19 protein-coding genes are annotated in these 20,872 nt (G+C 43.5%); 5 read left to right on the top strand and 14 right to left on the bottom strand.

Annotation, left to right across the window (positions count from 1 at the left end):
* Positions 1-128: 128 nt before the first annotated feature.
* The 4 genes from pntB to L3V33_RS02300 all read right to left on the bottom strand — a co-directional run bounded on the left by pntB (position 129) and on the right by L3V33_RS02300 (position 4,059).
* A complete protein-coding gene (gene pntB / locus L3V33_RS02315; protein ID WP_017079246.1) occupies positions 129-1,508 on the bottom strand; it encodes a Re/Si-specific NAD(P)(+) transhydrogenase subunit beta in 1,380 nt (459 codons plus the stop codon).
* Between the two features lie 10 nt (positions 1,509-1,518).
* Positions 1,519-3,069: a Re/Si-specific NAD(P)(+) transhydrogenase subunit alpha gene (gene pntA, locus L3V33_RS02310; RefSeq protein WP_237288875.1), complete on the bottom strand. Its 1,551-nt coding sequence runs from the start codon at positions 3,067-3,069 to the stop codon at positions 1,519-1,521.
* Between the two features lie 300 nt (positions 3,070-3,369).
* Positions 3,370-3,651: an HlyU family transcriptional regulator gene (locus L3V33_RS02305; RefSeq protein WP_004731023.1), complete on the bottom strand. Its 282-nt coding sequence runs from the start codon at positions 3,649-3,651 to the stop codon at positions 3,370-3,372.
* A 39-nt stretch (positions 3,652-3,690) separates the two neighbouring features.
* Positions 3,691-4,059, bottom strand: coding sequence for a late competence development ComFB family protein (locus L3V33_RS02300; RefSeq protein WP_004731025.1), 369 nt, complete (start codon positions 4,057-4,059; stop codon positions 3,691-3,693).
* A 338-nt stretch (positions 4,060-4,397) separates the two neighbouring features.
* Here L3V33_RS02300 and L3V33_RS02295 point away from each other — a divergent pair, with 338 nt between their 5' ends.
* On the top strand, positions 4,398-5,639 hold the full coding sequence (locus tag L3V33_RS02295; RefSeq protein WP_171308635.1) for a GGDEF domain-containing protein: 1,242 nt from the start codon (positions 4,398-4,400) through the stop codon (positions 5,637-5,639).
* Positions 5,640-5,671: 32 nt separating this feature from the next.
* On the opposite strand, the gene L3V33_RS02290 is transcribed toward L3V33_RS02295, so the two are convergent.
* Together L3V33_RS02290 and L3V33_RS02285 are read right to left on the bottom strand one after the other, a co-directional pair.
* Positions 5,672-6,682, bottom strand: a complete 1,011-nt coding sequence (locus L3V33_RS02290; protein ID WP_237290158.1) for a Solitary outer membrane autotransporter beta-barrel domain — start codon at positions 6,680-6,682, stop codon at positions 5,672-5,674.
* 77 nt (positions 6,683-6,759) lie between these two features.
* Positions 6,760-7,731: a diguanylate cyclase gene (locus L3V33_RS02285; protein WP_017073502.1), complete on the bottom strand. Its 972-nt coding sequence runs from the start codon at positions 7,729-7,731 to the stop codon at positions 6,760-6,762.
* Between the two features lie 131 nt (positions 7,732-7,862).
* Between L3V33_RS02285 and L3V33_RS02280 the strand changes: the two genes are divergently transcribed.
* Positions 7,863-8,300 carry a DUF3069 domain-containing protein gene (locus L3V33_RS02280; RefSeq protein WP_004731036.1) on the top strand — a complete coding sequence of 146 codons (438 nt, stop codon included), beginning with the start codon at positions 7,863-7,865 and terminating at the stop codon, positions 8,298-8,300.
* Positions 8,301-8,751: 451 nt separating this feature from the next.
* Here the strand turns inward: L3V33_RS02280 and modC are convergent, their stop codons facing one another.
* From modC to L3V33_RS02260, 4 genes are all read right to left on the bottom strand, one after another.
* On the bottom strand, positions 8,752-9,858 hold the full coding sequence (modC, locus tag L3V33_RS02275) for a molybdenum ABC transporter ATP-binding protein ModC (protein ID WP_004731038.1): 1,107 nt from the start codon (positions 9,856-9,858) through the stop codon (positions 8,752-8,754).
* On the bottom strand, positions 9,855-10,553 hold the full coding sequence (gene modB / locus L3V33_RS02270; protein ID WP_004731040.1) for a molybdate ABC transporter permease subunit: 699 nt from the start codon (positions 10,551-10,553) through the stop codon (positions 9,855-9,857). The genes modC and modB overlap by 4 nt, the downstream gene beginning before the upstream one ends.
* Positions 10,554-11,312, bottom strand: a complete 759-nt coding sequence (gene modA / locus L3V33_RS02265) for a molybdate ABC transporter substrate-binding protein (protein ID WP_237288874.1) — start codon at positions 11,310-11,312, stop codon at positions 10,554-10,556.
* 172 nt (positions 11,313-11,484) lie between these two features.
* Positions 11,485-12,951, bottom strand: coding sequence for a cobyric acid synthase (locus L3V33_RS02260; protein ID WP_171328630.1), 1,467 nt, complete (start codon positions 12,949-12,951; stop codon positions 11,485-11,487).
* Between the two features lie 288 nt (positions 12,952-13,239).
* On the opposite strand from L3V33_RS02260, the gene L3V33_RS02255 reads away from it, so the two are divergent.
* Together L3V33_RS02255 and L3V33_RS02250 are read left to right on the top strand one after the other, a co-directional pair.
* Positions 13,240-13,638: a NirD/YgiW/YdeI family stress tolerance protein gene (locus L3V33_RS02255; RefSeq protein ID WP_237288873.1), complete on the top strand. Its 399-nt coding sequence runs from the start codon at positions 13,240-13,242 to the stop codon at positions 13,636-13,638.
* A gap of 99 nt (positions 13,639-13,737) precedes the next feature.
* Positions 13,738-14,262 (top strand): hypothetical protein, encoded by a 525-nt coding sequence (locus L3V33_RS02250; RefSeq protein WP_017087055.1) that lies wholly within the window; start codon positions 13,738-13,740, stop codon positions 14,260-14,262.
* 205 nt (positions 14,263-14,467) lie between these two features.
* On the opposite strand, the gene L3V33_RS02245 is transcribed toward L3V33_RS02250, so the two are convergent.
* The 4 genes from L3V33_RS02245 to L3V33_RS02230 form a co-directional block, all read right to left on the bottom strand.
* A complete protein-coding gene (locus tag L3V33_RS02245; RefSeq protein ID WP_171328635.1) occupies positions 14,468-16,075 on the bottom strand; it encodes an ABC-F family ATPase in 1,608 nt (535 codons plus the stop codon).
* Between the two features lie 311 nt (positions 16,076-16,386).
* Positions 16,387-17,073, bottom strand: a complete 687-nt coding sequence (locus L3V33_RS02240) for a RimK/LysX family protein (RefSeq protein WP_054546836.1) — start codon at positions 17,071-17,073, stop codon at positions 16,387-16,389.
* 11 nt (positions 17,074-17,084) lie between these two features.
* Positions 17,085-18,269: an amino acid aminotransferase gene (locus tag L3V33_RS02235; protein ID WP_237288872.1), complete on the bottom strand. Its 1,185-nt coding sequence runs from the start codon at positions 18,267-18,269 to the stop codon at positions 17,085-17,087.
* A gap of 210 nt (positions 18,270-18,479) precedes the next feature.
* A complete protein-coding gene (locus L3V33_RS02230; RefSeq protein ID WP_237288871.1) occupies positions 18,480-19,316 on the bottom strand; it encodes an AraC family transcriptional regulator in 837 nt (278 codons plus the stop codon).
* Between the two features lie 121 nt (positions 19,317-19,437).
* On the opposite strand from L3V33_RS02230, the gene L3V33_RS02225 reads away from it, so the two are divergent.
* The gene (locus L3V33_RS02225) at positions 19,438-20,865 is read left to right on the top strand and encodes an MATE family efflux transporter (RefSeq protein WP_237288870.1); all 1,428 of its coding nucleotides are present in this window, start codon (positions 19,438-19,440) and stop codon (positions 20,863-20,865) included.
* The last annotated feature ends 7 nt before the right edge of the window (positions 20,866-20,872 follow it).

The following is a 20,872-nucleotide window of genomic DNA, read 5'->3' as shown; positions in this document are numbered from 1 at the left end:
TCAAATGAGCTCCTAGTCTGATTATTACATGGTGCTTAGAAAACACTTAGAAAACTATTAGAAAACCCCTCAGAAAACTCTTAGAAAACTATTAGAAAACTTCTTAGCAAGAGATTAGAAAGTGCTTTCTATAGATGTTCTAGAATGCCTAAACAACTCTGTTTAGCATCACCAAACAACATCTGCGTATTCTCTTTGAAGAACAGTGGGTTTTGCACACCGGCGTAACCTGTGTTCATCGAACGTTTGAACACGATAACATTCTGAGCATTCCAAACTTCAAGTACTGGCATACCAGCTATTGGGCTGTTTGGATCTTCAAGTGCTGCAGGGTTCACGGTGTCATTTGCACCAATAACCAATACAGTATCTGTCTCATCGAAGTCATCATTGATTTCGTCCATTTCAAGAACGATATCGTAAGGTACTTTTGCTTCAGCAAGCAGTACATTCATGTGACCCGGTAACCTACCAGCAACTGGGTGGATACCAAATCGAACTTTGATACCCTGCGCTCTTAGCTTGTCAGTGATTTCATGCACTGGGTATTGAGCTTGAGCTACTGCCATGCCGTACCCTGGAGTGATGATCACTGACTTAGAGTTTTTCAACATGTCTGCCACATCTTCAGCTGATGTTTCGCGGTGTTCACCCTGCTCTTCATCGCCATCAGACACAACGACGTCTTGGCCGAATCCACCAGCGATAACACTAATGAACGAACGGTTCATCGCCTTACACATGATGTAAGACAGAATCGCACCTGATGAACCGACTAACGCACCAGTTACGATAAGCAGATCGTTCGCAAGCATGAAGCCTGCTGCCGCTGCTGCCCAACCAGAGTATGAGTTCAGCATAGAAACAACCACTGGCATATCTGCGCCGCCAATCGATGCCACTAGGTGGTAACCGAATGCGAATGCGATAAGAGTCATCACCATTAATGCGAACATACTGCCGTCAGCTTTAACGAACATAATCATGAGCAATGTAGAAGCAACGATAGCCGCTAGGTTCCACTTATGCTTATGAGGGATGTTCAGTGCCGACGAAGAGATAACGCCGCGAAGCTTACCAAATGCAACAATAGAACCGGTGAAGGTTACCGCACCGATAAACACGCCTAGGAACACTTCCACTAAGTGGATAACGTGCTCTGCATGCGTTGCCGCTTCTGGTGCATCAATGTAGCTGTTGTAACCAACAAGTACCGCCGCCATACCTACGAAGCTGTGCAGAATTGCCACCAGCTCTGGCATTTCGGTCATTTCTACTTTCTTCGCGAAGTGGATACCAATACCACCACCGATCACCATAGCAATGATGATCCACACAATTCCTGCAGAATGAGGGCCAAAGATCGTCGCGATCAACGCGATTGCCATACCCGTAATACCGTAATAGTTACCTGCACGTGCAGATTCCTGTTTCGATAACCCGGCCAAGCTCATTATAAAGAATACAGCAGCAACAATATAAGCTGCTTGTACTAATCCTTCAGACATCTGTTACTCCTTAGTCTTTACGGAACATTTCAAGCATACGTTTGGTCACGGTAAAGCCACCAAAGATATTGATACTTGCAATTAATACGGCAATAAATGATAAGAATGTGACGACGCCACTTCCTTGTCCTATCTGTAACAGTGCGCCTACTACAATGATCCCTGAAATCGCGTTAGTTACGGACATCAGAGGTGTATGCAGAGAATGGCTTACATTCCAAACTACGTAATAACCCACCACACAAGCGAGAACAAAAACGGTAAAGTGAGATAAGAACGCAGCAGGAGCAACCGAAGCTATCCAAGCGAAAGCACCAACAGCAACCGCCATACCCGCCACTTTCTTAATTGGAGAGACAGGTTCTTGAACTTTTGGTTCAGGTCTCACCGCTTTAGGCTTAGCTTGTTGTTGTGGTTGAGCAGAAACTTGAATTGGTGGAGCTGGCCAAGTCACTTCGCCCTCTTTAACCACCGTTACGCCACGTAAGACGACATCTTCAAAGTCGATATTGATGTTGCCATCTTTCTCTTTGCAAAGCAGTTTCAGCAGGTTAACTAAGTTAGTCGCGTATAGCTGAGATGATTGAGTCGGCAGTCGACCAACCATATCGGTGTAACCTACCACTTTCACGCCATTAGCGGTTGTGATCACTTGATCTGCAACCGTGTATTCACAGTTACCGCCATTCGCAGCGGCAAGATCCACAATGACGCTACCTGCACTCATGCTGTCTACCATTTCTTTGGTAATCAGTTTAGGTGCCGGGCGACCTGGGATCAGTGCCGTTGTAATAATGATATCGACGTCTTTTGCTTGAGCCGCATAAAGCTCTTCCGCTTTCTTGTTGAATGCTTCAGACATCTCTTTTGCGTAGCCATCACCCGCGCTGGTATCTTCCTTGAAATCAACTTCCAAGAATTCAGCGCCCATAGATTCGACTTGCTCTTTTACTTCAGGACGAACATCGAACGAACGAACGATCGCACCCAAACTACCTGCAGCACCAATCGCCGCTAGGCCAGCAACACCCGCACCAGCAACCAATACTTTCGCTGGTGGAACTTTACCTGCCGCCGTAATTTGACCCGTGAAGAATCGACCAAACTCATGTGCCGCTTCAACAACGGCACGATAACCGGCGATGTTTGCCATAGAACTCAATGCATCTAGCGCCTGAGCTCTCGAAATTCGTGGAACAGAATCCATCGCCATCACGTTGATGCTACGAGTGGACAATTGTTCCATTAATTCTGGATTTTGAGCAGGCCAAATAAAGCTGACCAATGTTGCGCCATCTTTAAGTAGATCGATTTCGTTTTTAGACTCGTCAACGATCGGAGCGTTAACTTTAAAGATAATATCGGATTTCCAAGCTTCGTCTGCAGTAACAACTTTTGCTCCAGCTTGTTCATAAGCTGCATCTTCAAAACTTGCTAACGCACCTGCTTGTGATTCAACACAAACTTCAAACCCTAATTTTAGAAGCTGTTCTACCGATTTCGGCGAAGCAGCGACTCGCGTTTCACCTGCGAGTGTTTCTCTTGGTACACCAATTTGCATAGCGATTCCTTGACTATTGGCACGAATGACTTATTCGTTTGTATCTAACGACAACTAATACTTCAAGCGTTTTGTTCAAAGAACAGGAAAAGTTATTACTTATAACGATTTGGATGGAATTTGAGCGCTTCATTTGAAGAAATGACGACCGTCTCGAACTAAGAGGTCAAACCACTTGCAAATAATCCTTTAAATAACAACTTACTAGCTGTTCTTTGTCCCTAAAACTAAAAAGAGCTTTCAGCATATACACTGAAAGCTCTCTAAATTATGACCAACATCAATTCTAACCCTATTTGGTTAGCTAAATATATTGTCGCCCATTTGGTCGATGAACATCTGCGATTTTTTTAGCATCAATTCATCGGCATCTTGTTTGTTTGAAACAACATCTGAACGAATAAAACGATGAGTTTTGATTTCACCGTCGAATTCTTTCTCGATTCGCCCAGCAACACGGTATTGACCAGATTCTGCAATGGCATCTTGATAGATATTGAAACCTTTATATTCGACTGGCTCAATCTCTACTTTTTGTTCGGTTTTTTCTTTGCCACCAAATAATCTAGAAAAGAATCCCACGTTTTTTACTCCTTAAATGACCGTATTAACCCTAAACTATCACGACTGTTTACGGTTCAACAATGGCTTTTCATACCACTGCAATTCTACGTCATCATCAAAATTGTGTTGACTAAAGATAACGGGCACATTGTCGTCACGTTCGCGTCTTCTATCGTCAATGATCATACTTTCTGCATTCTTGACCGCGATCTCACTATTTCGTTTATAGAGTACCAATTTGTCTTCTGGCAATGCCGAAAGAAAATCGATATCGAAACGAATATAGATGGGCTTAAGTTGACCTAAAGCCAAACACGCGAGATCAGCCAACTGTTCGTTGTTATAACTAGACACATACTCCTCGGTAGCCAAGACCTGACCCACCAGCGTTTCCATATAGTTGTGAACATCAACACTAATTTGCATACCACACCTCCATTTGTAGCTATCACGACAGATCGAGTTCTAGCCTGATTGGCAACGACCTACATATTGTTACCTTACTATACCCTACTCATTACTACAGATTTACTAACTGCATGTTAACTAACTATAACGACTAATTAATTTCTCATATATACTGTGTAGTTGGTTCTATGGTTAATAGCAACTCAAATACATATAAAAATGGTTGCACTATTAGCGGCCTATGACTATGTTTTTGCTCTAATTTAAGTAAAAAGCTTGGCATTCGCTTGTTTAACCGTATCCTACGTATAAAATTAAATTATAAGATCATCAGTATAATTAGGCTCACCACGTAAATGGCATCTTCTTTTGTAACGTCGAGCATGTTTCGATTTTGCTTCCCTCTATTTTTATTGGCAATTTTACTCGCTGGTATGAACAACGTCATTCTTGTGACGGATTCAAACCTAGGGTTTGCTAGCAACCTTCCATATATCTTATTGAGCGTTGCCGTTTTGCTATGCCATACATTCAGACAAGGGCGCATGGCCATGGTGTCATTAACCATGCTAGTAGCCTATTTGATCATCCAAGTTCGCTTACAGACCCCTTTAAACACCGGAACCACCTTATTAGAGCTGTCGTTACTTGCGGCATTAGTACCGGTTACTTGCTTATTGGTGTATGCCTTCCCGGATAACGGTGTCAATTCAAAGTCGATGCTCCTCTACGCCATCGTTCTCGTGCTGTTTATGGTTTGGGCGCAATTGATCGTTTCTCATTTCCATGCTGGCGGTTTTGAATCATGGAGTGAAGGCCTACTGTTCATTGTTAGAGACTTCTCCAAACTGCCTTTTGTTTTGGTGTTGTATAGCCTTTGCTTGCTTGGCCTTACAGCCATCCTAGTGCTGGTGTACAACCGTTCTATTGATGTTGTCGTTTATAGCACTATCTTGCTGTCTTCTTGTACGTTCATCTTCTTTGACGTGCAGTACATCTCTAGCACTATGTTCTCCTTATCAGGCACGTTGATCATCGTCTATGTGATGTCTGCTAGCCACGATATGGCGTTTAATGACCAACTGACTAACATCCCAGGTCGACACGCCTTAGAAGTCGATATGAAGCACTTAGGTCGTAAATATTCGATGGCTATGGTTGATATCGACCACTTCAAGAAATTTAACGATACCTATGGCCACGACATTGGCGACGATGTGCTGAAACTGGTGGCTCGTATTCTTAGAGAAACCACCGGTGGTGCGAAAGCGTATCGCTATGGTGGAGAAGAGTTCACGATTATTTTTAAAGGCAAATACACGGAACAGGTGAAAGAGCACCTTCAAGTTCTGATTTCAGAGATCCAAAACTACGACATGACCATTCGAAATAGCCTCGAGCGCCCTGATGACCATGAAGTGGGTATCAAAAATCGTGGTCAGAACGGGAAACCATCGGAAGTGGTAAACGTGACGGTAAGTATTGGACTGTCTGATAGCACAACCACCAAGCATCCTGAAGAAGTATTGAAGCTTGCTGACAAGGCACTCTACAAAGCGAAAGAAACCGGCCGAAACAAGCTGTGTGTTGATAGCTAAACGTAAGTGTCGATAACTAGACTAGAGTGAGATTAATCTTGGTTGAAGAAGATAACTAAGCTCCCTCCTTTCAGACTACTTCCGTAATTGATCGTAAACCCAATTCCAACATTATCAACCCAGTCGTTAAATAGATTTGGGTTGAGTAGCCAACCTACACTGCCTTCGTAGTATGACGTTGTACCCATAGAAGCAACGGTATCACCACCGATATCAATTCTTCTTATACTGGAGTACATAGAAGTAATGTTCTTATCCCAGCGTATTAAGTCATAGAAAATCTTGGCTTCATTGGCGATATACCAACCTTCGGGATATCCAACGTTGCCATTATTAGCCTCTCCCCAACCTATACCATTGAAGTAATGCCAACTAGTACTTAACTTGTATTTTCCCCAGTCATTCTTGTCTTCAAAGGTCATTTTAATTTTAGGTTCAATGATGTAAGCCCATGCATCGGTATTGAGATAAACGTTATCCAATTGATCTTTAATAGTCTCAAGCAATGATGAACGATATTCGAAGTCGTTACGGTAATAAGAGATGTGGTTACCAATAGCAGAACTGAAACTCCAGTGCTCATCTAATTGGGATACATTCGCAAATTCTACATAGCCAGAAATGACTGATTCTTTTTGAAAATCGCTTTTCACCGTAGACGCGTACGAAATGTCCTTCTCAATACGCAGTGCAGACAAACGCAATGTTATATCTTGATGATTATCTTCAATATATTCAGGTAGTTCAAACGTATACGGAAGGCTGATTGAAGTAATATCTTTTCTGCGACTTACAGAGTCTTTTGAACCAATATCTTCGTTATCTAAACTAAAGACTTTGTTTGGATCAAAATTATTAATACCAAAGGTAAACACGTCGGTGTCGTTAAGCAGTACGCTCGTCGCGAATGTTCGTTCGATGTCCTTTCTGAATGCATCTGTCAACGAATTTGCATTACCTATTGTAGGAAAGATAAAACAAAGCAGTGGAAGTATGGCTGCCCTATTTATATTAACCCTAGAGCATAACTTTGAATGTGGCATTTCTTTTATCACTAAATCGGCTTCCTAGCTCAATGCTATTAGAAGTATAAATTCAATTATCTAAAAGAGCTCACCAACTAACGTGCAAGCTCCAAAATAGTTCGCTGTATAAAGGTATTTCTACCACTTTGCTTTGCTTGATAAAGCGCCTGGTCAACCTTGTCGTAAATAGAGGCCGTAGATTCATCACCTCCGGGTACAAATGACAACACACCTTGTGACACTGTCACCCTATCAGATACCGTTGAATGATCGTGTGCATAATTCATTTCATGCAGCGCTTCTTTGACTCGGATAGCTTGTAACTTAGCCGTTTCACTGTCGGTATCACTCAGAATCAAAACAAACTCTTCACCGCCATAACGCCCTACATACTCACCCGCACGAACGAAGAGTTGCTTTAAGGTCGTGGCAAGGCCTTGCAAGCAGGTATCCCCTTGAATATGCCCGTAATTATCGTTGTAAGGCTTAAAGAAGTCTACATCTAATAAAATGACTGTCATGGGTATATTACGCCTTCCATGCCATGCAATACTTTCTTCAAGCTTAGTGTCCATATATCGACGATTATACAGTTTGGTGAGACCGTCTTCGTTTGCTTGTTGCTGTAGGAGTATGTTGAGTTCTTCGAGTTTGGCAGTACTCTGCTTTAATTCTCGTCGCATGTGCGCGATACGCTGCATTGCGATCAGCTTGGAATTCAAAACAACTTTGTTAACTGGCTTAATCAGGTAATCGTCACCGCCCGCATCAATCGCCTTAGCGATCATTGCTGGCTCTTCGTGACCACTCAAAAAGATGATAGGAACCCATTCAGGGAATCGACTGCGAACCTCATTAGCTACTTCAAAACCATCCATGTCTGGCATACTGATATCGAGCAATACGAGTTCAGGATCAAAATCAGAATAAACATTCAGGGCTTCCTTTCCGCTGCCAACAGCTTCAACAATATGTCCTAATTGCTTAAGTCGAATAGCAAGTTGCATCCGGTCGAGTTGAACATCATCAACCAGCAATATGCGCATCGAAGATCCCTTTTCTATCATCACATCACCTTTATCTAGTGTTGAATATTCAAAGTAGCTCAAATTTGGGCTTAAATCATGCCCTAATCTCTATATTATATTGACTTTTTTACAGATCTTTTTAGCATTGTTTCTTTTTAAAGAGAAATACTATGTCAGACGCTACAAACAACGAAGTACAAGAAATCGATTTAACCACTATCTCACCAGAGCTTCGCCAAGTTATCGAATTTGATGAAGTGCCTAAAGAGATGCACAACATGGTTACTTCTATTCATGAGGTGTCTGAAGAAGCAGTGCGTGAAACTTGGAGCAGCCTTCCAGCAAGCGCACAAAATGTTTTAGACAACTTTGAGCAATTCCACGCTCTAATCTCTGTTAGCCAAGCTTTCGCTGGTGTAAACATGATGGAGGAGTTCCCTACTCTTAAACTTCCAGAAGGCATGTCTGATGAAGAAAAAGAAGAGTACCGAGCTCAACTGCTTGACCAAATTTTACATAACTGTGTAAAAGACATGGCTAAGCAAATCAAGAAAGCGCGCCGTGATGCTATCTTGAAGCGTGATTTCAAAGAAGTTTTCATCCGCTAAGCTATTCATCGCACCTAAATTTAGGTTGAATGTTTAACGAAAACTTAATGATTAAGCCGTATGTTATTTAAAACATGCGGCTTTTTTGTGCCTGCAGCTTTTTCTGTTCGTTGCTTGAGAGCTTCGCTCACAATATCTTTGTGTTTTTTGCCACTGAAGCTCTTGTCAGTGTCGCTTTTGACATTCTACAAATAATTAATATGCCTTAACACTCATACAGTGTGGCGTAAAGCTGGCAGTTATACCGTAAAAAAATGACGCATGTATCCATTCATGGAATCAAGATCAATATTCATATCGCGGACAAGTATTCATATTGCAGACAAACAGTAAGTATCGCAAACAAGCAGTAAGCATCACTGACAAACGTTAAACCCGCTGAAAAGCAGTAAACATAGAAAAGACAATGACCGAACTTATCTCACTCATTGCCTCAAAGGTCGCGCCTGAATCAGTGCGTGACGGCAATATCTCGCTGAGCGACACTCACGCCTTTAATTTGAGCGTAGACTTGCTGACCGATTTCCAAACTCAACTCGTCCAGAGCCCACAAGGTTATGGTCGCCCACAAGTAACAACCAGGCTCTAGCTCCAGCTCTACCGCAACACTCTGCTTATTTGAGCCTTGCTGGTGCGTCTCTACGCTTTTAATGGTCACAGGAAGGATATTACGTATCGAAGTGCCTTGCGGCTGTTCTAGCGTGATAGAGACATCATTTGCCCTAACTTGTAACCTTACTGCGGCCCCAATGTCGCTCGACACCTTCTGAACCCACAACGATGTCGATTTACCAAGCTTCAGTCGCGATAGTGCGTAATCGTCATTGTGCTCAGCCAGCGTCCCCTCAAACAATGAACTTTGTTCTGAGAATGATTGCCAAGGCTGCATGGCTCTTGAAGCCCACACTTCTTCCGTCACACCCGACGAAATGACTTTACCTTGCTCTATGATCACAAGGTGATTGGCCAAGCGTAGGATCTCATTAAGGCTGTGCGTAACGTAAATGATTGGAATATTCACTGTTTCAGAAAGGTTTTCCAGAAACGGCATCACTTCACGCTTACGAGGTAAGTCGAGAGAGGCCAATGGTTCATCCATCAACAAAATACTCGGCTTAGACAACAAAGCACGTCCAATTGCCACACGTTGCTTCTCACCGCCAGACAGACGAGCTGGATAGCGATCAAGCAATGAGTCCAAAGACAACAGCGAGACTATTTGCTCAAAGTGCGCTTTGTCAGCACCTTTCATGCCGTACTTAAGATTCGCCGCGACTTTCATGTGCGGGAACAATCGCGATTCTTGGAACACATAACCAACGTTGCGTTTGTGGGTTGGCAAATTAATGCCATTACGACTATCAAACAGAGTGGTTCCAGATACGCTGATCAAGCCTTTGTCCGGCTGTTTAAGGCCACTGATCGCATTGATGAGGGATGTTTTCCCCGCACCAGAACGACCAAAAATCGCCGTAATGCCGCTACTAGGGAGTTCTAAGTCGATATCGAAAAAGGTTTCACCAAGCTGTTGCTGATATTGAAGGATCAAAGCACTCATGCATTTCCTCCCAAGCGTTTTGCTGACTTTTTGTTGAGCCACTCAGATAGCATTAATGAACCAAGCGCTATCACAATTGAAATGACACACAAACGCGCCGCTTCCATTTCCGCGCCAGGGGTTTCAATAAAGGTATACATGGCCAATGGAATGGTCTGAGTTTCACCGGGAATATTTGAAACGAAGCTGATGGTCGCACCAAATTCACCTAGGCTTCTTGCGAATGAAAGCATGGTGCCGGTAATGATCCCAGGGATCATTAAAGGTAAAGTGATGGTGAAAAACACGCGAAGAGGTGAAGCGCCCAATGTGGCTGCGGCCTCTTCCAGTTTACTGTCTACGGTTTCTAGGCTCAGGCGAATAGAGCGAACCATCAATGGCAGCGCGACAACAACACACGCGAGTGCCGCGCCCTTCCAGCTAAAACTGAATACGATACCAAACACGTCATTAAGCCAAGAGCCAATAACGCCTTGCCTACCCATCATCACTAGCAGCAAATAACCGATGACCACAGGTGGAAGTACCAAAGGCAAATGGACAATACTTTCTACAATGCTTTTACCCACAAATTGTTTCTTAGCAAGCAACCATGCTAAGCCGATGCCGATAGGAATAAGCCACAAAATGGCAAAACCAGCGACTTTCAAGCTCAGCATTAAGGCTTGGTATTCGTATTCCGATAAATACATCATTTAACGCACTTCAAATCCAAAACTGTTCAAGGTGTCCTTCGCTTTTTCGCTATTTAGGAAAGTATAAAACTCTTCTGCGACGACTTTATCGCTCAATTTCGCTACAGGGTAACGTATTGGCGTATGTAAATTTGATGGGAACGTCGACACTAGGTTCACTTCTTTAGAAAGCAACGCATCTGTTTTGTAGACAATGCCAAGCTTAGCTTCACTACGCTCTACCAAAGCCAATGCCATACGAACATTGTTACTTGGTGCCAATCGAGTCTTCACATCGTCCCATACACCTAAAGTTTCTAGCGCTTCTTTCGCATAGATACCCGCAGGAACCGACATGGTGTTGCCAACCGCAAGTCTTTCATTCGTTAGTAGTTTAGCCCATTGGTCACCGTTTGAGAGATCCAACGATATTGGCGTCTCTTTCGGGGAAATCAGCACCAATTTGTTTTCGCACAAGTTTGTGACATTGTCACTAGAAACCAATTGACGATCAACTAAATGCGTCATCCATTTTTCGTTTGCCGAGATAAAGATGTCTGCTGGCGCGCCTCTTTCGATTTGGCGTACCAAAGATGACGTGCTCGCATAGACTGGAATAACATCGACAGAATGATCTTTCTCAAACTCTTTGACCAATAAGTTAACCGCATTCGTCATCGACGATGCAGCGTAAACTCGTAGCTTTTCCGCAGCCAAAAGATGACTAGAACTCAATGCCGAAGTTAAGGCGATGGTTAAAAGGATGACTCGCTTTTTCATTGTGATCACTTATCTATTGTTCGTTTCAGTTCTTGAGCTCGCTTTTAAGTCAGACTCAACGGTTTAACGTAAGCTCAAGCTATTAACGCAAGCTAAAAGCTTTTAACTCTGACTGAAGCTATTAAGTCAGACATAAGCTTTTGAATTCAGGCTAAAGCTTTTAAATTCAGACCTAAATTGTTAATTCCGGCCAAAGCAAATCAAGATTTAAATGCTCTTCGATGGCATCAGCGATTCGATTAATACCCAGCTCTTTAAGCTGTTCATGGTCAATCGCTGTTACATCGTTGGCTCCTGCCCATTCGCAAATAAGCGACAACGCATCGCTGTTATCGAATACGCCATGCAGGTAAGTACCAAAAATTGAGTTATCTTGATTCACAGCGCCATCAAGGCTGCCTGATTCTAACTGAACCGGTAATGCTATTTCTTTGACATCAGTCCTACCTACGTGGATCTCATACCCTTTTACTTGTGCTGTTTTACCATCAAGTGTCATGGTGCCGCGCATGTTTGTTAAGGTTTTCTGTTGTGTTAGCGTCGTTTCAGTATCGAGATATCCTAACCCTTCGCTGCTTCCTGGCTCACCTTCAACGCCATCTGGATCGTGGATGATATTTCCTAGCATCTGGTAACCACCACAAATACCCATCACTTTGCCGCCCAAGCGTAAATGACGCTGAATATCTTTATCCCAGCCTTGTTGTTTTAGGTAATCCAAATCAGCTCTTACCGATTTTGTACCCGGCAAGATAATCAAATCTGCATTGTTTATACGTTCACCTTTACCGACATAACGTAAATCAATGGAAGGATTAAGTCTTAACGCGTCGAAGTCCGTATGGTTGCTGATTCGGGTTAGCACTGGCACCACCACCTTAAGCTTAGCTTCTCCGTCAGACTCTTGAGCTGAGGTAATGGCATCTTCCGCTTCTAGGTTAAAACCATGGAGATATGGCAATACACCAATCACTGGCTTGCCGGTTTTCTCTTCTAGCCAATCAAGTCCAGATTGAAGTAGCGCGATATCGCCTCTAAAGCGGTTTATCACAAAGCCTTTTACGCGAGCTTGTTCAGATTCAGATAACAACTCTAATGTGCCGTAGAGGTGTGCAAAAACGCCACCACGGTCAATGTCAGCAACAATGATCACAGGGATATCCGCCTTTTCAGCAAATCCCATGTTCGCAATATCATTTTCGCGGAGGTTAATTTCTGCTGGGCTACCCGCCCCTTCAATCATCACGCTTTCGTATTCGTCAGAAAGTCGGTCAAATGAGTCAATAACGGTATCCATCGCCACTTTCTTGTAATCGTGATAGCCCGTAGCTTCCATGTTACTGATCGCTCGGCCTTGCAGAATCACTTGTGCGCCAGTATCTGAATTGGGTTTTAGCAATACCGGATTCATGTGAACAGTGGGTTCAATGTTACAAGCTTGCGCCTGAACGGCTTGAGCGCGACCAATTTCGCCGCCATCTTTTGTCACCGCACTGTTTAACGCCATGTTTTGTGGCTTAAAAGGTGCCACTTTGATTCCTTTCCTTGCCAAAACACGGCATAAACCTGCCACCAAAACACTTTTTCCGGCATCTGACGTTGTCCCTTGAACCATAAGGGCGTTTAACGGTGATCGCATCTGTACTTAAATCCTTAATTTCTTAATTTCTTAATGTTCAATTTATAGCTGTACGCAATATTTCTCTGCCTCCATCTTAACGTCATTGCCGAGTAGATGCTCAATAAAATGAATGGAAAATGAATGTGTTACTCACTCTGGATTCAACCCCGGTGTTGTTTAATGGCTCCATCGAAACGAAGCTTATGAACAATAAGCAGCGCATCAACAAATAAAACGTACTAACGAAAAGAAACGTTTCAAATTCAGAAAAACGTTTCTACTAAAAACAACATTAAGGGATTCACCATGAAAAAAACTGTATTAGCTATCGCATCTACTATTATCCTTGCCCCTACTTTCGCAATGGCTAGTGACCACAACAGCAGCAATACCCACAACAGCAATAGCAAGCACGAGAGCGCTATCGCTTACACAGGGCCGATTGAAACCGTTTCTGTTGCGACACTACTTGCAGACACAGGCATGTTCGCAGAGCAAGAAGCGATTGTAGATGGCAAGATTGTTCGTCAGCTAAAGAATGATACATTTGTCTTCTCTGATGGGCAGAGTGAAATTCAAATCGAATTGGATGATGATATCCGCCTAGCACAACCGCTAACTGCTGATACTAAAGTACGCATCTTCGGCGAATATGAAGGCGGCAAGACACCGGAAATCGAAGTGGATCATATCCAAGTTCTATAAGCGATAAATACAAAACATACTGACTTCAAGTAATTGGCCTGCATATTGCAGGCTTTTTTGTATTATACTGCCGAAAAATACAATTTATATGGAGTCACCATGCTAGGTTGCACGAATAAGACTGTCCTTTTAGGACTAGCTGCACTGTGTTCATTCTCTGCGTCTGCAAACAACTTTAACTACAACACATTCGAGCTACGCATGGGGGCTAGCCCTAGTACGTTTGGTGGTGAGTTCACAACACTATTTACTCAAAATGCTCATTTTATCGGTCGTATTGATAGTGGTTTCGAAAGTGACTGGGATGCTGCAGCTGGTGTTGGCTTTAATGGTCCGATTGGACAGTTTGCCGATATCTATGGCCAGATGCTATTACACAACATCGAGCGAAACGATGAAAACGACATTAAAACGGAAGTAAATATCGGCGTAAAAGCCTGGATCATTGCAAATGTTGAAGTCAACGCACGCCTTGGTCAACTGATTGATAACGATAACAGCAACTCAATTGTTGGTTTTGGTGCTCGTTTTCACTCAACCGATCAACTTTCTGTTGGTGTAGATCTGCGGAACAATGGTACTTATGGCCACCAAATCTTAATGTCTGCTCGATTCGGCTTCTAAACTGAATCGGCTGCTAAACTGAATTAGTTGCCTTAGTTAAGTTCTGTTTCTAAGCTAGGGTCGACTTTTAAGCTAAATTCCCTTTCTAAGTAGTGATACAGAGATACTATTTAAAAAGCCCCGAGCACAATCATGCTCGGGGCTTTTTATTATTCGCTGTTATCGCTCGCTTTAGCCACATTAAGGCTTCGCGAGCAATTTGCATCTATAGAGCAACCATCAGCATCTTTTTCTGATGATCTAAGTACTCTTCATAAGTACCTTGGAAACTAACCAGTTGCTTGTCTTTCACATCAATAACGTGTGTCGCCAAAGAAGAAACGAACTCACGGTCATGGCTTACGAAGATAAGTGTGCCAGTGTAAACCTTCAACGCATCGTTAAGCGCTTGAATTGCTTCCATGTCCATGTGGTTCGTTGGTTCGTCCATTACAAGCACGTTGATGTCTTGCATCATTAGCTTGCCGAATAACAGACGGTTCTTCTCACCACCTGAACAGTTACGCGCTTTCTTGTTCGCGTCATCAGCAGTAAACAATAGACGACCTAGAATGCCACGTACCATAAGGTCATCGTGCTTCACTGTGCGCCATTGAGAGATCCAATCGAAGATGCTCAGGTCGTTGTCAAAGTCAGTCGTGCTATCTTGTGGGCAGTAGCCTACCGATGCGTTTTCAGACCATTTAACGATACCTTCGTTTTGCTCTAGTTCTTGAACTAGGCAACGTAGCAGCGTGGTTTTACCCACACCGTTCTCACCAATAACAGCAAGGCGTGTACCCGCTTCAAGCAGCAAGTTACCACCAGCAAACAGTGTTTCGCCATCGAAGCCGTGACCAAGCTCTTTAAGTTCAAGCGCTTGACGGTGTAATTTCTTGCCTTCACCAAAATCAATTGATGGGCTCATACGGCTCGATGATTTCACTTCATCAAGCGTGATTTTGTCCATTTTCTTAGCACGTGAACTTGCTTGCTTCGCTTTAGATGCATTTGCGCCAAAACGGTTAACGAAATCTTGAAGTTCGCTAATTTCAGCCGCTTTCTTAGCGTTGTTTGCTAGAAGTTGCTCGCGAATCAAACCAGAAGCTTCTAGGAAGTACTCGTAGTTACCAGGGTAAACACGTAGCTCACCGTAGTCGATATCAGCCATGTGCGTACACACAGAGTTCAGGAAGTGTCTATCATGCGAAATGATGATCATTGTACATTTACGCTGGTTTAGCTCTTCAGCAAGCCAGTTGATCGTATGAATGTCCAAGTTGTTGGTTGGTTCATCAAGAAGCAGAATATCTGGGTTTGCAAATAGAGCCTGTGCCAGAAGCACACGCAGTTTCCAACCTGGAGCAACTTGCTGCATCAGGCCGAAATGGAACTCTTCTTCGATACCCGCTTGAATTAGGATGTCACCTGCACGGCTTTCTGCTGTGTAGCCATCCATTTCAGCGAATTCACTTTCAAGTTCAGCGACTTTCATGCCATCGTCTTCGCTCATTTCTGGCAAAGAGTAAATACGGTCACGTTCTTGTTTTACTTCCCACAGTTTTCTGTCACCCATGATCACAACGTCGATAACGCTGTATTGTTCAAAAGCGAACTGATCTTGGCTTAGCACACCCAGTTTCTCTCCTGGAGTGATAGAAACGTTGCCCGAGCTTGGCGTTAATGCACCACTTAGGATTTTCATGAACGTTGACTTGCCGCAACCATTGGCGCCGATCAAACCATAGCGGTTGCCGTTACCAAATTTAGCAGAGATGTTTTCAAACAGCGGCTCTGCGCCAAATTGCATTGTGATGTTCGCGGTAGATATCAAAGAACTAATTCCTAAGCGTGTACTGACAGATAATTATTAGGCTATTTCAAGAACCTAAATAAGAAGTACGAAAGTATGGATTAAACAAAAATCGAAGCGCGGATTATATAGAGATCTCGATCACGTTGTCGAGGCCAAACCGTAAACGAATGGTAAACATAGACCATTTAGATGCTTTTCATACGTTATTAACGTGTAAATAGAAAAATCCCCGCCAGTTGAACTGACGGGGATTCTATTTATCGACACTAAAGTGTTCTGTTAAAGCTATCTCTCTTCAAGTCTAAAAGCCTTGATTATGAGAAGAACCGTTATTTAGTAATTTTCTTTTGAACGTACTTTTGACTTACATCCACTACCGCAACATCTCTAAAGAAGCTTCTACCCAATAGAATAGGGAAAGAAAGATGCGTTCGGTCTGCTAGCGTAAACTCAGTTTTGTCTTTCAGATCGCCGATTTGAATTGAAGCGACGACAACAGCACGTCGCTGTGTGCCTTCCGCGCTCGACTGCTTGATCTTAACCCAACGCTCTACCGGTAAACTGATCTCTTTGGTTGTGATACCGTCATGCTCAATTTTAAACTTAACCCAGTCTTTTCCATCACGCTCAAAATCAACGATATCTACAGCACTGATCGAAGATGTTGTTGCGCCTGTATCAATACGAGCTTTAAATGCTTCTTTCAAACCAGGAACAAACACCCACTCTTCTTCGCCAAGAATCAGTTTTCCATCATCCGTTTTTAACGGTTTTGCTGGTGGCTTTTCAACTGGCTCAGGTTTAACTTCTGGCTCAGTTGGTTTTACTTCTTCAGGCTTCTCTGTAGGTTCCGTTACTTTCTCGCCTTCAGTTGCTTCAGTCTTTGAAGAGTCATCCACAACGGGTTGTTCTACTTGAGGCTTTTGCTCTGGCTCGACAGGAACTTGAGTCGTCGTCGAACAAGCAAACAGGCCACCACTTAGCATTAAGACTACAATCGCTTTCCAATTATACATTCAGTCACCTTCTATTTCGAAACGTTAGCTATCGCTTTAGCTACATAAGGAATATGGGATTCAGAAAGGCCTGCAATATTGATGCGTCCATCACCAACACCATAGACTCCATATTCTTCACGTAATTGATTCATTTGAGTTTCTTTAAAGCCTAGTACACTAAACATACCTTTATGGCTTTCAATGAAGTCAAAGTGTGACGTGTTGTAAGTATTTCGCAATTCATCACATAAACTTTGGCGCAGATTTAACAAACGTTGCTGCATTTCACTCAACTCTTGCTTCCAAATCTTCGTTAGCTCTTGATTCTGAAGAATTGTTTTAACCAGAGCAGCACCGTGATCAGGCGGCATAGTGTAAGTTGAACGAGCCAGCGTAAGAAGCTTGCCTCTTGCGTTGCCAACGTGTTCGCTGTTCTTACCGATAACGATCGCAGCACCCGTTCTTTCACGGTACAAACCGAAGTTTTTTGAACAAGACGTAGTAATCAGCATCTCTTCTACGTTGTTAGCCATATGTTGAAGACCTTTTGCATCTTCTTCTAGGCCGTCACCAAAGCCTTGATAGGCAATATCAACGAACGGTAAGAAACCATTCTTTTGCGATAACTTAGTGATTTCCTGCCACGCTTCAAAGTTGATATCAGCACCCGTTGGGTTGTGGCAACAACCGTGAAGAAGTACCACGTCTGATGAACCCGCTTTTGAAAGATCATCCAACATTTTCGCAGTATCAACTTGCTTCGTTTCCGGACTGAAGTAGTTGTAGTATCGAACTTTTAAGCCCGCCGCTTCCATCACCGGTTTATGGTTAACGTAGCTTGGGTTTGAAATCCAAACCGTGGTGTCTGGTTGAGAGACTTTCATCAAGTCGCCCAACATACGAAGTGCGCCACTTGCACCTGGTGTTTGAATCGCAGCAACACGATCCATTGCTGAAGTCCCTTTAAGCAGCAGATCAACCATACTCTGGTTAAACTCTTCACAGCCTGCTAGGCCAACGTAAGCTTTGGTTTTCTGAGTATCGACAACAATGTCTTGAGCCATAGAAACGGCTTTCATGATCGGTGTTTCGCCTTGGTCGTTTTTGTAAACGCCAATGCCCAAATCGACTTTGTCAGTACGAGGATCGCCGCGGTAAGCGACAGAAAGAGATAAAATTGGATCTAAAGTTGGTTTTGGTAGATGTGAAAACATGAAAGTCACAACCCTTTGAAATTCAAGTATTGAATTTCACGTTAACATTTTCGTACTAAAATCAGAAACATTTTTTAATAGAAGAGCTTAGTTACCATAAGTAATCAGAGATTGGTCATTTTAAGCCAAGATAATGTGAAAATTTCGGGCGTTTAATAACCAATCACAAAATAAACGGGCTTATTGTTAAGTCTTTTATTACGACTTCAATTAGGTGTTCTGTTTGAATTGCCTCGGTGTCACTCCCGACCAAGCCTTGAATCGAGTACTAAAGTTAGCCGCATTCGGGTAACCCACGATCTCGCCGATGTGTTGAATCGACCAATCACTCGACTTCAGCAAGCGTGCTGCGTACTCCATCCTCATACGCATAATATGAGTCATTGGGCTGTGTGAGTAATAGCGCTGGCACAAACGATGGAAATGCGGCTCTGAACACGGGAATAAGCCTGCCAGCTCATGAACGTTCCATTCCTTGTGGAGCTGCTTTTGTACGTTGTCGAACACTCGTCTTAAACGAATCAAATTGCGTGATTGTTGCTGAGGTACCGGCGCATTAATCATGTGTTCTATTTGAGCCACACTATGATTAGCAATTGCTCCACCCAAATCGATCGGTAAAGCAATGCTTCTCAACAGAGTATGAATGCACGACGAGACGACTTCTGCTGCGGGAGACAGCGTATAACTCACTTCATCACTGAAGACATTTTCCCATTGTTTATCGGGTGAGAGAAAGATCCATGCGATTTGCCATGTTTCTTCTTCAATCCCGAATCCATTCTCAATGCCCGCAGGCACGGTAATACACGACCCTGGCTCTAGAATGTAGCGACACGCCCCACTTTCTAACCAACCCTTTCCTCTCACGGTATACAGCAACATGTGTTTTTGTTGGTTTTTCCGATACACCGAAAAGAAATCACGACACGACGCCGTCCCACACTGAACGATACCTAGCTCTTCGAATGCCAATACATGACTTTGGTCGACAAACTCTTGATGCGTGTTTTCAGAAATCTCATACCTTTCTTGCTTCTCACTCATTTCTCTTTTCGCTCATTGGGTTTGCCTGCAACTGAGTCGCCACGTAAGTAGTTCGATAATTTTGGAAAATAGATAGTTTGGCAAAAGTTTGTGATGAACAGGAACAATACAGGCAAAACAAATGCCGATAAACTTCTCGCATATTAACCACAGGAGAAATGCGATGCTCTCGACATATCGTCATTTGGACAAAGAGTTTTGGCAAAAACTGTTACACATTGGTTTACCTGTCTCACTGCAAACCATGTTGTTTTCATTGCTAGGCGTGGTCGATATCTTTATGGTCAATCAGCTTGGTGATTCTGCAACCGCCGCTGTGGGCGTTGGCAACCGCATCTTCTTCTTCAACTTGATCATGGTATCGGGGATTAGCGGCGCCGTCAGCGTGCTAGCTTCGCAATATTTTGGTGCGGGTAATTTCAAGGGGATTAGACGCACACTAGCGCAATCGTGGGCATTGTCGATTGTCGCCATTATCCCGTTTGTGTTGATTTATACATTGGCTCCTGAATCAGTGGTGTCTGTGGTGGCCTCAGACCCTGATTACATCCGCTTGGCAACGGATTACCTTTGGATAACAGGAGCCAGCCTTTTTGGTACCGCGATCGTAGTGCCCTTAGAAAGCGCACTGCGATCGGTCGGCGAAGCAAAGCTACCTACCAAGATCAGCATCTGGGCGATCATCATCAATGCGATCCTCAATGCCTTTTTGATCTTTGGTTTATTTGGATTCCCAGAACTGGGTGTGGTTGGCGCGGCAATCGGTACTACGGTGTCTCGATTCTTTCAAACGATTGCCCTGCTTGTTATGGCAAAGAAACACTACGCCCACCTTTTCCCAACACTAAGTAATTGGCGCGATGCAATATTGCCTAAGCATAGAAAGAAGTATTTCAAGATAGCAATTCCGATGTTGGTTCATGACACGGCTTGGGCGGGTGGCATTCTGATTTATAACGTTATTGTTGGTCAGATGGGTGTTGGCGAGCTTGCGATAATCTCATTATTATCACCAGTAGAAAGCATCTTGATCTCGGCGTTCATGGGCTTTGCCGTCGCTGCTTCGATCATTTTAGGCAACGAGATCGGTGCAAAGAACTATCAACGTGTTGAGAATACCGCTTGGGGATATGTATTGGTCAGCTGTGGGCTTGCGGCTCTGTTAGCCTTGATGTGCTGGTTTGCTAAACCCGCGATCATATACATGATCGGCCTTACTCACTTAGAGCTAAAAGACACGGCCGTAAACGTCACCTTAGTCATGGCGCTCGGCATGATACTGAGAGTCTTCAATATGGTTGGTATCGGCGGTGTGCTGAAAAGTGGTGGAGACATCAACTACAGCATCTTCATCGATCTGTTTGGCCAATGGGCGATTGGTATTCCCCTTGCCTACTTTACTGCGGTAGTGTTTGGTTGGCCGCTAGAATGGGTTTTGATGATTGTGTTACTCGAAGAGCTAGCCAAAATAGTTCTGACCAGTCAGAGGATTCAATCCAAGAAATGGATAAACAACCTAATCGATGAACCTGAGCACATTCCTATTTAAACAGGCG

The sequence above is a fragment of the Vibrio sp. A2-1 genome (assembly GCF_021728355.1).
In the GTDB taxonomy this organism is placed as follows: Bacteria; Pseudomonadota; Gammaproteobacteria; order Enterobacterales; family Vibrionaceae; genus Vibrio; species Vibrio splendidus_K.
The sequence above is the reverse complement of the archived record's forward strand: the minus strand, read 5'-3'. Positions and strand labels throughout refer to the sequence as shown.

What these genes read in the sequence shown, in the direction of transcription:
- pntB (WP_017079246.1), bottom strand. Translation starts at nt 1,508, where the DNA reads ATGTCTGAAGGATTAGTACAAGCAGCTTATATTGTTGCTGCTGTATTC.
- pntA (WP_237288875.1), bottom strand. Translation starts at nt 3,069, where the DNA reads ATGCAAATTGGTGTACCAAGAGAAACACTCGCAGGTGAAACGCGAGTC.
- L3V33_RS02300 (WP_004731025.1), bottom strand. Translation starts at nt 4,059, where the DNA reads ATGCAAATTAGTGTTGATGTTCACAACTATATGGAAACGCTGGTGGGT.
- L3V33_RS02295 (WP_171308635.1), top strand. Translation starts at nt 4,398, where the DNA reads ATGGCATCTTCTTTTGTAACGTCGAGCATGTTTCGATTTTGCTTCCCT.
- L3V33_RS02290 (WP_237290158.1), bottom strand. Translation starts at nt 6,682, where the DNA reads ATGCCACATTCAAAGTTATGCTCTAGGGTTAATATAAATAGGGCAGCC.
- L3V33_RS02285 (WP_017073502.1), bottom strand. Translation starts at nt 7,731, where the DNA reads ATGATAGAAAAGGGATCTTCGATGCGCATATTGCTGGTTGATGATGTT.
- L3V33_RS02280 (WP_004731036.1), top strand. Translation starts at nt 7,863, where the DNA reads ATGTCAGACGCTACAAACAACGAAGTACAAGAAATCGATTTAACCACT.
- modC (WP_004731038.1), bottom strand. Translation starts at nt 9,858, where the DNA reads ATGAGTGCTTTGATCCTTCAATATCAGCAACAGCTTGGTGAAACCTTT.
- modB (WP_004731040.1), bottom strand. Translation starts at nt 10,553, where the DNA reads ATGATGTATTTATCGGAATACGAATACCAAGCCTTAATGCTGAGCTTG.
- modA (WP_237288874.1), bottom strand. Translation starts at nt 11,312, where the DNA reads ATGAAAAAGCGAGTCATCCTTTTAACCATCGCCTTAACTTCGGCATTG.
- L3V33_RS02260 (WP_171328630.1), bottom strand. Translation starts at nt 12,951, where the DNA reads ATGCGATCACCGTTAAACGCCCTTATGGTTCAAGGGACAACGTCAGAT.
- L3V33_RS02255 (WP_237288873.1), top strand. Translation starts at nt 13,240, where the DNA reads ATGAAAAAAACTGTATTAGCTATCGCATCTACTATTATCCTTGCCCCT.
- L3V33_RS02250 (WP_017087055.1), top strand. Translation starts at nt 13,738, where the DNA reads ATGCTAGGTTGCACGAATAAGACTGTCCTTTTAGGACTAGCTGCACTG.
- L3V33_RS02240 (WP_054546836.1), bottom strand. Translation starts at nt 17,073, where the DNA reads ATGTATAATTGGAAAGCGATTGTAGTCTTAATGCTAAGTGGTGGCCTG.
- L3V33_RS02235 (WP_237288872.1), bottom strand. Translation starts at nt 18,269, where the DNA reads ATGTTTTCACATCTACCAAAACCAACTTTAGATCCAATTTTATCTCTT.
- L3V33_RS02230 (WP_237288871.1), bottom strand. Translation starts at nt 19,316, where the DNA reads ATGAGTGAGAAGCAAGAAAGGTATGAGATTTCTGAAAACACGCATCAA.
- L3V33_RS02225 (WP_237288870.1), top strand. Translation starts at nt 19,438, where the DNA reads ATGCCGATAAACTTCTCGCATATTAACCACAGGAGAAATGCGATGCTC.